The sequence below is a fragment of the Citrobacter portucalensis genome, from assembly GCF_023374935.1.
Taxonomy (GTDB): domain Bacteria; phylum Pseudomonadota; class Gammaproteobacteria; order Enterobacterales; family Enterobacteriaceae; genus Citrobacter; species Citrobacter portucalensis.
On sequence record NZ_CP092466.1, the window covers coordinates 1553224 to 1564493 of the forward strand.

Below are 11270 nucleotides of genomic sequence, written 5' to 3' on the forward strand. Positions count from 1 at the left end.
GATCGATACTGCAACGCCTTCGCCAACTCAGCATCAGCAGCAGCCTGCGGGGAGCCTTTCTAACGGGCGCATTACTGACGTTGAGCGTAAGCTGCGTCAGTTTATACTCCTGGCATGAGCAGAGCTCGCAGATACGCTATTCGCTTGATGATTACTTCCCGCGCGTGCATTCCGCTTTTTTGATTGAAGGGAATCTCAATCTGGTTGTGGACCAGCTTAATGAATTCCTGCTGGCTCCCAATACGACGGTTAGGCTGCAACTGCGCAATCAGATAATCTCGCATCTGGATAAAATCGAAGTGCTGAGCAGGGGGTTGCAACCAGCAGAACAGCAGCAACTGGCGGTGATTTTGCAGGACAGCCGGGCGCTGATGGCGGAACTGGACCGGGTGCTCTACAACATGTTCCTTGTCCGCGAAAAAGTGAGCGAACTTTCCGCGCGCATTGATTGGCTACATGATGATTTTACTACTGAGCTGAATTCACTGGTGCAGGATTTTACCTGGCAGCAGGGGACGTTGCTGGATCAAATCGAGGCCAAAAATGGTGATGCGGCGCTGTATCTCAAACGTGCCCGAGAGGTGCAAAACGAGCAGCAGCAGGTCTATACCCTGGCAAGAATTGAAAACCAGATCGTTGATGATTTACGCGACAGGCTCAATGAACTGAAATCGGGTAGCGACGATGGCATGCTGGTGGAGAATCACATCCGCTACCTGGAAAATCTGAAGAAAACGGCGGATGAAAATATCCGCACCCTCGATGACTGGCCCAGCACTATCACACTGCGACAAACTATCGATGAGCTGCTGGAAATCGGGATGATGAAAAATAAAATGCCCGATACGATGCGCGATTATGTCGCAGCGCAAAAAGCGCTGGTTGATGCCAGCCATGCCAGAGAGGCTACGCTTGGGCGCTTTCGAACACTGCTGGAAGCGCAACTGGGGAGTAGCCATCAGCAAATGCAGACGTTTAACCAGCGGCTGGAACAAATTGTTCGCGTCAGCGGTGGACTTATCCTGCTGGCGACGCTGCTGGCGCTACTTCTCGCCTGGGGGCTTAACCACTACTTCATTCGCTCGCGTCTGGTGAAGCGTTTTACTGCGCTCAACCAGGCCGTGGTGCAAATTGGTCTTGGCAGAACGGATGCCTCTATCCCGGTATATGGACGCGATGAGTTGGGGCGTATCGCAGGCTTGCTGCGTCATACCCTGGGCCAGTTGAGTGCGCAAAAAAATCAGCTGGAGCAGGAAGTGACCGAACGCAAGGAGATTGAATCTGATCTTCGTGCAACGCAAGATGAGCTGATCCAGACGGCAAAACTGGCGGTGGTCGGCCAGACTATGACCACGCTGGCGCACGAGATTAATCAACCGCTGAATGCGCTGTCGATGTACCTGTTTACGGCGGGGAGGGCAATCGAACAGGGGCAACCCGCTCAGGCGAGAAGCACATTAACCAAAGCGGAAGGGCTGATTACTCGCATCGATGCCATTATCCGTTCACTGCGTCAGTTTGCGCGCCGGGCCGAGCCTGGCACGCCTCTGCATCCGGTCGATCTCCGACAAACGTTCAACGCTGCCTGGGAACTGTTGGCCATGCGACACAAGCCACAGCAGGGTACGCTGACGCTCCCAGACCGGGGCGTGTGGGTGGTTGGTGATGAAGTGCGTATCCAGCAGGTACTGGTAAACGTCCTGGCAAATGCGCTGGATGCCTGTCCGGTTGCAGCGAAAATAGAGGTTCACTGGCAGACCGAAGGCAGCCGGTTGTGCGTATTTATCAGTGATAACGGCCCTGGTTGGCCTGGAGCATTATTACCATCACTGTTAAAACCGTTTACCACCAGTAAGGATGTTGGCCTCGGTATTGGCTTATCGATTTGTGTATCGTTAATGATGCAAATGAACGGCGAACTGCGCCTGGCGTCGACCCCGGGGCGCAATGCCTGCGTCGTTCTGCAATTTAATCTGACGGATGTAAACGATGTTGAGTGATGAATATTCTGTTCTGCTTATTGATGATGATGCCGATGTTCTTGACGCTTACACCCTGTTGCTTGAACAGGAGGGATATCATGTATTCGCATGCAGTAACCCTTTTGATGCCCGAAATTGGCTGCAGGCCGACTGGCCAGGGATTGTCCTGAGCGACGTGTGTATGCCTGGCTGTAATGGAATCGACCTGATGACGTTGTTTCATCAGGATGACAATCAGCTTCCGATCCTGTTGATCACCGGACATGGCGATGTCCCGATGGCGGTGGACGCGGTGAAGAAAGGTGCGTGGGATTTTCTGCAAAAACCGGTTGATCCAGGCAAACTGCTGGTGTTGGTAGAGGATGCGTTGCGGCAGAGAAAATCTGTGATTGCACGTCGTCACTATTGCCAGCAAAAGCTCCAGGTTGAACTGGTCGGCTACAGCGACTGGGTTAATCAGTACCGCCAGCGCTTACGGCAACTGGCGGAAACGGATATTGCCGTCTGGTTTTATGGCGAGCCGGGAACGGGGCGTATGACCGGAGCCCGTTATTTGCATCAGCTTGGGCGCAGCGCTGAAGGACCGTTTATCCGCGGGGAATTGACGTTAGATAATGCGGGGCAACTCAATGACCTTATTGCCCAGGCGCAAGGGGGAACGCTGGTCCTGAGCCATATTGAGTGCCTGACGCGCGAACAGCAGCACCAGCTGGTGCATTTGCAAAGCCAGGAGCGGCGTCCGTTTCGCTTAATCGGTATTGGCGCTACTTCGTTGGTGGAACTGGCAGCAACCAACCAGATTGTGGCCGAACTTTATTACTGTTTCGCGATGACGCAAATTGGTTGCCAGCCGTTGTCTCAGCGCCCGGATGATATTGAGCCGCTGTTTCGCCATTATCTGCAGAAAGCCTGTCTGCGTCTGAACCATCCGGTGCCCGAGGTTGACGGGGAATTACTAAAAGGAATGCGGCGTCGCGTGTGGTTGAGCAATGTTCGAGAGCTGGCCAATGCCGCCGAGCTTTTTGCCGTTGGGTTATTGCCACTGGCTGAAACCGCGAATCCACAGCTACATTTGCCCGAACCGACACCGCTCGATCGTCGCGTCGATGAGTACGAGCGACAGATCATTACCGAAGCGCTTAATATTCATCAGGGACGTATTAATGAAGTGGCGGAGTATTTACAAATTCCGCGTAAGAAACTGTATTTGCGCATGAGAAAATACGGACTGAGCAAGGAACACTATAAGTTTTAGCAGACGGCATGTGGGGAAGAATAGCGGTTGACGGTATTTCGGTGGCGGCGCTAGCGTTCACCGAAATACACGACGGAACTCTGGGTGATTATCGGGGTGTTTTTCTTACCACATCAAATCGTCAGGAATGACAAAATCAGCATACGGATCGTCTTCGTCCTTCGCTTCCTGGCTCAGTTCGCAATTGAGAACAATATAGCTTGCATCGCGCTGGGCAATCTTGTCGGCGACAACAGCCGGGATAATGGCGTATTCGCTCTCGCTGCTGCTTTCAGCAGTCAGGCGGGCAATGGCCAGACGGCCCTTGATCAACTGAGACTGGGTTACCTTATCAACATAAACTTTTTTGATCAGGTTATTGTCAGTAAAGTTGTAACCAATATCGCCACGGGAAATGGTGATTTTGTTCATCTCGATCAGCTGCTTGATCTGCGCTTTGTATTCTTTAGACAATGCGGCCTGCTTCTGCTGTTCGCTGAGCTGCTTATCACGCTCGACCTGTGCTTTTTTATTTTCTTCAACCGCTTCTCTGGCTTCACGAGCCTGAACACGCGATTTTTTCGCCGTTCTCTGCACTTTCGCCATTTTTTTGCTGCTGACCAGACCTGCTTTAAGCATCTGTTCTTGTAGGGTAAGTTTTGTCATTGTCGCTTCTAATCCAAAAATCGTTGCAAGGATTATAACCTTAACGTTCGGCGGGACGCCAGAATGATGGCCGCGCCATGGCTGTTATCTCGGGCTGCTGTCACTGTCCTGTGCTTCTCTCTCTTTTGAATCAGTTAATGATTACCTGATTTTTTAATAAAAAATAATATGCCAAATAAGTTAATAAAATGGACTATAGGTTTACAAATCCGTATTAGTCAGGGTTTTATTCTGATTGAAGTAATTAAATAGAGTTATTCTGGCAAAAATTTAATCTAAAAAACAAACGGTTGCCCATTGTTCAAATTTAAAGAGCCGCTTCTTTACGCCGATAACCATAATGAAGATATGGATAATGGAGGGAAGTGGCATGTGGTGGGTTTATCGAATGCCGATGAAAATGAAGTTAATAATTGCGCTACAACCATTATTACTGGCGTTATGTTGGTTTGCTGGTTCAGGAATATTAACGCGCATTGAGACAGAACGGCAGATGGAGAATATTGCCCAACTGACAGCGCTCGCACGCAGTGCCGGAAATGTAGTGCATGAATTGCAAAAAGAACGCGGCATGAGTGTCGGGTTTCTGGGGGCTGAAGGGAAGACGTTCAAAGATGAGTTAAACGCACAGCGGGCTTTGACCGATCGCGAGATCGAGGTATTTGTGCGGTCACTGTCCGATACTGCATTACCGGAAGGGGATGTCGCCACCTCTGTCGCTACGTTTAAGAAAAACATTCTTTCTCTCTCCACTATACGGGAGAATGTCACGCAATTAGGGCTTCCGGCTTCAGATGTCGTTAAGTTTTATACCAACGTCATTGCTGATGTGCTGAATTTTGTGGGTAGATTGGGGCAGTTGACGGATTCTGGCGAGATGGCAAACGCATTTGCCGCCTACTACAACCTGCTGAATTTGAAAGAACAAGCGGGTATTGAACGGGCGCTGTTATCAAATATCTTTTCCTCCGGCCATTTCGCCGACGGACAGTTACATCAACTCAGTGATGTCGTCAGTAAACAGAACGTTTGGTTGGCAGAATCGTTACGCCTGAGTTCACCGGAACAGGCGGCCATGTTGAAAAGCCGCTTACAGTCAGCAGAAGCGTCTAAAGCCCTCGCATTTCGCGAGATCGCGTTTAACCATGTCGAGAACGGTGGATTTGGTGTCGATCCTACTACCTGGTTTAAAGTACAAACCCAGCGTATTGAAGTGATGCGGCAGATAGAAAATGTGACGGCGAATCGTCTGTTGGCGAATGCAGAAAAACTCGCGCAGGATGCACGAAAAAACTGGCAAATATATATGGCTGTTAGCCTGTTAGCGCTCCTGGCATCATTGACGTTCGCTGGGGCCATCGCAATCAATATGCACCGTCAGTTTAGTGACACGCTACGCAAGATTGCGGGTATGAATGGCGATCTGACTCAACGTCTGGCGACCCCGGGCAAAGATGAGCTTTCCTCACTTAATCGTGCCTATAACACGATGCTGGAAAGTATTCAGCATATCGTACAGGAGATTAAGCAAGGCTCCGTGGTTTTGTCCGATGCCAGTAGCAGTATTACGGCGGGAAATCAGGATCTGGCTCAACGTACAGATGAACAGGCTGCATCAATAGTAGAAGCTGTGGCCAGTATGGAGCAGTTATCAACTGCGATTACGCAAACGGCGGATAATGCCCGCGAAGCGGAGCATCTGACAATCAGACTGGAAAAAGAGGTCCGACAGGCCAGTAACGTTGCCAGTGCGGCGAACCAGAGCATGGGGGATATTCGCGCTTCCAGTGAGAAAATCTCGAATATTGTGACCTCGATTGATGATATTTCGTTTCAGACTAATTTACTGGCGCTGAATGCGGCAGTGGAAGCTGCTCGGGCAGGAGAGATGGGCAGGGGGTTTGCTGTCGTAGCTAGTGAAGTGAGAAATCTTTCGCAGCGTTGCGCCAAAGAGGCTAACCAAATCCGTGAGTTGGTCGCGCAGAATATGGTCAAAATTAGTGAGGGCGTTGAGCGGGTTACTGCATCTGCTACCGCGCTGGAAGCCGCGGCGGATAATACCACCAGTATGAAGCAATATATTGCGGATATCGCTCGTGTGGCGACGGAGCAGTCACAAGGGGTAACCCAGATAAACCTGGCATTGCGACCGATGGAACAGGTCACACAGCAAAATGCGGCGTTGGTATCTCAGGCTGCGAGCGACAGCCAGCGGCTGGACAATCTGTCGGCAACCATGAAGGATCTGGTTAACCGTTTTGTTGTCTGACGTGGCGCCGTTTAACCGACCCGGAAAACATACCGGGTCGGTTAGTTGTCGTATCCTCATGGTGAGGATACGAGGGAAGATTGGTCAGGCACTTTCAGTGGGTTAGAAAAAGATTTCTGACACAGGGATGTCGTCGCTGGTAAAGTGAGCAACCAATACCGAGATCTGGCCAGAAGGGAATTCAGTGTGACCGAGCGTATTGATTATCAGGCTGAAAAATATAGTTTTACTGAGGCGACAGAGTGTTCCCGTCTTACCGGCCAGTGGGCTGATGTTATTGCTGAATGCCGGGAAATGAAGGCGGGGCCCCAAGAACGTCTGCGTATTGCTTTATTGAATGTGGACTACGTGACCAGCTTTGAGCTGCCTTTCCGCTTGTTATTACTCCGTACTCCGCAACTGATTGCCAGCGTGCGTGAAGAGCTGCAGCTTAGTCAGAAAAACGTCATCTTTAACGGCAAACGCTTTGGTTGTGTTTACAGCCTGAAAGCGAGTCTCGGTGGGATACCGGATAAATTTCAGTACCGCCTGTCACATCGTATCCGGCGCATTAGTCCTGCAAGTTCAAGCGAAGCGCCATATCAGCAGATTGCTAAAACAGTAAAAGCGCCGCGTGAACGTCTGAAGCTGGCACTGGAATCGGGCCTTGATGTCACTGCGCTGGACGGGCTTTTCTGGTTTGGCAGCCAGCGTATTGCCGCTGATGTGTTGAGGCTGAGAAAAGCAGGGATGCGGATAGCGACAAAGCAGACAATGGTGTCCGACAATCTTACTGCAACAGTGAGGAATGTGCCTTTTTATCGCCTGGCCCAGGGATGAACTGACTGGTAAATGAAGGGATTATAACGGGGAGCATAAGAATTCATGGTGTCCCCTGCAGGAATCGAACCTGCAACTAGCCCTTAGGAGGGGCTCGTTATATCCATTTAACTAAGGGGACGAAGCGGCACGAGTATAGCGTTTTTTACTCACAACGGTAAGTCTCAGGCCGCCCGACTGCTCAAACAGTCACCATTCAGGCCTGTTTTTTCTGGTTTTTCTGCTTTTGCTCATCACGCTTTGCTTGCAACCTGGCTTCTTCCTTGCGTTTGTTGCTCATATCATTGCGGATCTGCGCATGGCTCATTAGCGCGAAAATAAACGTTCCGCCACAGATATTCCCGGCGAGCGTTGGTAGCGCAAAGGGCCAGAAAAAATCACTCCAGTGCAGCGTGCCATTAAAGACCAAATAGAGAATTTCCACCGAGCCGACGACGATATGCGTGGTATCACCTAACGCAATCAGCCAGGTCATCAGAATAATGACCACAATTTTTGCCGCTCCGGCGGCGGGAAACATCCACACCATGGTGGCAATTAACCAGCCGGAAATGATGGCGTTGGAAAACATCTCCACAGGAGTGTTTTTCATCACATCCATGCCGATTTTGACAAAAGCATCGCGAGTCTCTTCATCAAAAATCGGCATATGTTCAAATGCCCATGCTGCAACCCCGGTGCCAATAATATTACCCAGCAGAACCACGCTCCACAGGCGCATCAACAGGCCAAAATTGCCAAGGGTAGGGTTTTGCATCACCGGCAGTACAGCGGTGACGGTATTTTCGGTAAAAAGTTGCTGGCGGGCCATAATGACAATAATAAAGCCGAAGGTATAACCGAGGTTCTCGAGTAAAAATCCCCCTGGCACGCCTTCCAGCTGTACGTGAAAAATCCCTTTTGCCAGTAGCGAGGCGCCCATCGACAGTCCTGCTGCGATGGCTGACCACAGTAGCGCCATCGCGTCACGCTCCATCTCTTTCTCCCCATCCTGGCGAATATGTTCATGGATTGCCATGGCGCGGGAGGGGAGTCTGTCCTCATCAAGCTCTATCTTTTTCCCTGTTAGCTTTTCATCGCTTTCCACCTCGAGTTCGTCGCTGTGTCGATCGATCTTATCTTTCTTGATGTCATTCATGGCCGAATCCTGAATAAGCACGTATTGCTAAAGCGTAGCGGCTTTTGTCTGAAAATCAGCGGGAGAAAGTCTGAGATAGCAAAAATAGTAACGTTTGTTTTTATCGGGTTAGTTAGAATAGAACCGCCGCGGAGTGCGCATTACCAGGCTATGATCAAATCAGTAAGACAGGGTATATAGACATCATTTGACGTGCTGTTACAATCGCTCACATCTAAACAGGCGGATACGTCATCGTTCCGTCATGGATGGCAATCAGCGATAGCCATAAAACACAGGGAGACACTTATGAAGCTTCGCCTGTCGGCGCTTGCGCTGGGAACCACACTTTTGGTGGGGTGTGCGAGCTCCGGTACTGAACAGCAGGGGCGTTCGGACCCATTTGAAGGGTTCAACCGCACCATGTACAACTTCAACTTTAATGTTTTAGATCCATACGTTGTAAGACCCGTAGCTGTTGCCTGGCGTGACTATGTTCCGCAGCCGGCGCGTAATGGTTTAAGCAACTTTACGGGGAACCTTGAAGAGCCGGCCGTCATGGTCAACTATTTCCTGCAAGGCGATCCTTATCAGGGGATGGTGCACTTTACCCGTTTCTTCCTGAATACCCTGTTAGGTATGGGCGGCTTTATCGATGTGGCAGGTATGGCTAATCCGAAGTTGCAGCGCGTTGAACCACACCGCTTTGGCAGTACGTTAGGCCACTATGATGTTGGTTACGGGCCGTATATGCAGCTTCCGTTCTACGGTAGTTTCACGCTGCGTGATGACGGCGGCGATATGGTCGATACGCTGTATCCGGTACTGTCCTGGCTGACCTGGCCGTTGTCGATAGGCAAATGGACGGTTGAAGGGATTGAAACTCGCGCGCAATTGCTCGACTCTGATGGTCTGCTGCGTCAGTCTTCCGATCCTTACATCATGGTGCGTGAAGCTTACTTCCAGCGTCATGACTTTATTGCGAACGGCGGGAAACTCAAACCAGAAGAAAACCCGAACGCGAAAGATATTCAGGACGATTTAAAAGAGATCGATTCTGAGTAAGGAATTGGGCAAATAAAAAGGTGAGCTAAAAAGCTCACCTTTTTTACGTCTGAAGAAAATCAGAATGCGTAGTTCAAGTTCATACCGTACAACCAGGCTTTCCCTTCAGATTCAAAGGAGTATGGGCCTTCTTCGAATTTCACTTTCTGACCGTGCATATAAGAGATGCCAACATCCAACGATGCATCCTTATTAAAGGCGTAGGTTGTACCCGCGCTCAGCCAGAAGCGGTCCTGATCCGGAATAGAGATGGAACGACGGTTTGCCGGAACCGGGCTATCATCAAAGGCGATACCGGTACGGAACGTCCAGGTATCATCATAGTAATAGGTAGTACCGAGCGCGATGCGATAGGAGTCTTTGAAGCCTTCTTCTTTATAGAACAAGGTTTGGCCGTTGTTGCCTTTTGCTTTCAGCTCCTGGAACTGACTCCAGCTGGTATAAGCCATGCTGTAGTGAACCGCCCACTGTGGTGCAACGCGGTTATAGCCTGAAAACTCCCACATTTCTGGCAGGTTCAGATCAAGTGAACCATCGATCGTACTGCCGTTGGTTCCTGCTGGCAGGCTCGCGAACACCGGACGCAACTGCGCAGGAATACGGTCCATTGATGGCAGATTGCTGCGGTAATCACCGTTGAAGTCAATTTTTACTTCAGAACGGTAGGTGAAACCGTAGCGGTTATCTTTATCTACTTCATAAAGAAGGCCAGCATTCCAACCGAAGCCCCACTCGTCACCTTTCAGGCGCGCAATCTGTGTATCTGCCGGATATTGCGCGGCCAGTGATGGAGGAATTCTGCCCCCGGAGCCTGCAACGATCTGCTGTGGTAAATCGCCAGCATAGCGTTCAAGCTTCGCTTTTGCATAGACGGCGTTTAAACCGAGACCGAAGCTAAAATGATTGTTCAGGCGATAAGCACCGCTCAGGTTTAGATTGAGCGTTTCCAGATCGGTTTTCCCGCCCATCGAGCCTGCTGTGTAATTATTGTTAAACTCCGTAGCCAGGCCGTAGTTAGAGGTGACTGAGGCCCCCCAACCAAACTGATCGTTAATCGGAGCAACAAAATGCACGTTCGGTATCCAGGCTGTTGGGGCGATATTATCCTGGCTGGCGTCATTGCCAATACGCGAGCGACCGGAAATATCTACATCTGGGTCAACGAAAATTGCACCTGCTGAAAAAGTAGGGCGATCGAACATCATAATCAATGCCGGGTTACGACTGGCGTTACCTGCATCATCTGCAATTGCGCCTTCACCCGAATATGCCCGGCCAAGGCCAGAGGAAGAAAATTCGTTTAACTGAAAGCCTGCAGACCAGGCCTGTGTGGAGATAATTGCCACTGCGACTGCGAGAGCAGACTTTGTAAACAGGGTTTTCTGGCTCATGACCATAACCTCATAGATTTATTTTTATACAAACAATGTTACATGCCGTAACAGGAGCGCGAAGTGTAGGGTCTGAGGTACGACTTAGAAATCAGACCAGTGGCGTGAGTATAGGTCGGACCAGCTGGAATGTTGCAAGTATGTTTATAAATATTTTCAAATTTGATCAGAGAAACGCGATCCAGCTGGCAAAATTGCGGGGGTGCGCACTCACCTGTTTGGGCGATTTTTGTTTTAGATCATTTTTAAGTGTGATTTCGGTCACTTATCGCATTTCATACAATTAACGACTGGAGAGGCGAATAATGGGAGCGTAAAATATCCCTATCGTTTATCTGGCACCTCAGGTGCGAATACAGAGGAAATCTACAATGAGTAAATGCAGTGCTGATGAAACCCCGGTTTGCTGCTGTATGGATGTTGGCACCATCATGGACAACTCCGATTGCACCGCGTCCTACAGCCGTGTGTTCGCGAATCGCGCAGAGGCGGAAGAAACGCTGGCCGCTCTGACCGAAAAGGCGCGTGGCGTGGAATCTGAGCCTTGCCAAATCACCTCGACCTTTACTGAAGAGTCAGAAGGTGTGCGTCTGGATATCGACTTTGTTTTTGCCTGTGAAGCTGAAACGCTGATCTTCCAGCTGGGCCTGCGTTAATCTCCCCCTCTGCAAAAGCCCTTGCTATCAGATAGCAAGGGCTTTTTCGTAACTGTCAGTGATTATTCACT

General features: G+C 50.1%; 9 protein-coding genes and 1 tRNA gene. 6 read left to right on the forward strand and 4 right to left on the reverse strand.

Features of this window, described 5'->3' with window-relative positions; genetic code table 11:
• Nucleotides 1-5 precede the first annotated feature (5 nt).
• Nucleotides 6-2000: a two-component system sensor histidine kinase PgtB gene (gene pgtB / locus LY264_RS07395; RefSeq protein ID WP_171845906.1), complete on the forward strand. Its 1995-nt coding sequence runs from the start codon at nt 6-8 to the stop codon at nt 1998-2000.
• The gene (gene pgtA, locus LY264_RS07400) at nt 1990-3237 is read left to right on the forward strand and encodes a two-component system response regulator PgtA (protein WP_048224904.1); all 1248 of its coding nucleotides are present in this window, start codon (nt 1990-1992) and stop codon (nt 3235-3237) included. The genes pgtB and pgtA overlap by 11 nt, the downstream gene beginning before the upstream one ends.
• 105 nt (nt 3238-3342) lie before the next feature.
• Here pgtA and LY264_RS07405 read toward each other — a convergent pair whose 3' ends face one another.
• The gene (locus tag LY264_RS07405) at nt 3343-3882 is read right to left on the reverse strand and encodes a DUF2058 domain-containing protein (protein ID WP_020996692.1); all 540 of its coding nucleotides are present in this window, start codon (nt 3880-3882) and stop codon (nt 3343-3345) included.
• A 370-nt stretch (nt 3883-4252) separates the two neighbouring features.
• Between LY264_RS07405 and LY264_RS07410 the strand changes: the two genes are divergently transcribed.
• Both LY264_RS07410 and LY264_RS07415 read left to right on the forward strand, forming a co-directional pair.
• The gene (locus LY264_RS07410) at nt 4253-6151 is read left to right on the forward strand and encodes a methyl-accepting chemotaxis protein (RefSeq protein WP_048224902.1); all 1899 of its coding nucleotides are present in this window, start codon (nt 4253-4255) and stop codon (nt 6149-6151) included.
• A 186-nt stretch (nt 6152-6337) separates the two neighbouring features.
• The gene (locus LY264_RS07415; RefSeq protein WP_048224900.1) at nt 6338-6970 is read left to right on the forward strand and encodes an ECs1377 family protein; all 633 of its coding nucleotides are present in this window, start codon (nt 6338-6340) and stop codon (nt 6968-6970) included.
• A gap of 46 nt (nt 6971-7016) precedes the next feature.
• Here the strand turns inward: LY264_RS07415 and LY264_RS07420 are convergent.
• Both LY264_RS07420 and LY264_RS07425 read right to left on the reverse strand, forming a co-directional pair.
• Nucleotides 7017-7091, reverse strand: a tRNA-Arg gene (locus LY264_RS07420).
• A gap of 75 nt (nt 7092-7166) precedes the next feature.
• Entirely contained in the window at nt 7167-8108 is a 942-nt protein-coding gene (locus tag LY264_RS07425) for a formate/nitrite transporter family protein (RefSeq protein ID WP_048224768.1), read from the reverse strand.
• A gap of 288 nt (nt 8109-8396) precedes the next feature.
• On the opposite strand from LY264_RS07425, the gene mlaA reads away from it, so the two are divergent.
• A complete protein-coding gene (gene mlaA / locus LY264_RS07430; RefSeq protein WP_003028190.1) occupies nt 8397-9152 on the forward strand; it encodes a phospholipid-binding lipoprotein MlaA in 756 nt (251 codons plus the stop codon).
• Between the two features lie 59 nt (nt 9153-9211).
• Here the strand turns inward: mlaA and fadL are convergent, their stop codons facing one another.
• Nucleotides 9212-10543: a long-chain fatty acid transporter FadL gene (gene fadL, locus LY264_RS07435; RefSeq protein ID WP_020996688.1), complete on the reverse strand. Its 1332-nt coding sequence runs from the start codon at nt 10541-10543 to the stop codon at nt 9212-9214.
• Between the two features lie 371 nt (nt 10544-10914).
• On the opposite strand from fadL, the gene LY264_RS07440 reads away from it, so the two are divergent.
• On the forward strand, nt 10915-11199 hold the full coding sequence (locus tag LY264_RS07440) for a YfcZ/YiiS family protein (protein ID WP_003834838.1): 285 nt from the start codon (nt 10915-10917) through the stop codon (nt 11197-11199).
• The last annotated feature ends 71 nt before the right edge of the window (nt 11200-11270 follow it).

Coding starts and splice junctions, on each gene's coding strand:
- fadL (WP_020996688.1), bottom strand. CDS start 10,543: ATGAGCCAGAAAACCCTGTTTACAAAGTCTGCTCTCGCAGTCGCAGTG.
- LY264_RS07425 (WP_048224768.1), bottom strand. CDS start 8,108: ATGAATGACATCAAGAAAGATAAGATCGATCGACACAGCGACGAACTC.
- mlaA (WP_003028190.1), top strand. CDS start 8,397: ATGAAGCTTCGCCTGTCGGCGCTTGCGCTGGGAACCACACTTTTGGTG.
- LY264_RS07405 (WP_020996692.1), bottom strand. CDS start 3,882: ATGACAAAACTTACCCTACAAGAACAGATGCTTAAAGCAGGTCTGGTC.
- LY264_RS07410 (WP_048224902.1), top strand. CDS start 4,253: ATGTGGTGGGTTTATCGAATGCCGATGAAAATGAAGTTAATAATTGCG.
- LY264_RS07440 (WP_003834838.1), top strand. CDS start 10,915: ATGAGTAAATGCAGTGCTGATGAAACCCCGGTTTGCTGCTGTATGGAT.
- pgtA (WP_048224904.1), top strand. CDS start 1,990: ATGTTGAGTGATGAATATTCTGTTCTGCTTATTGATGATGATGCCGAT.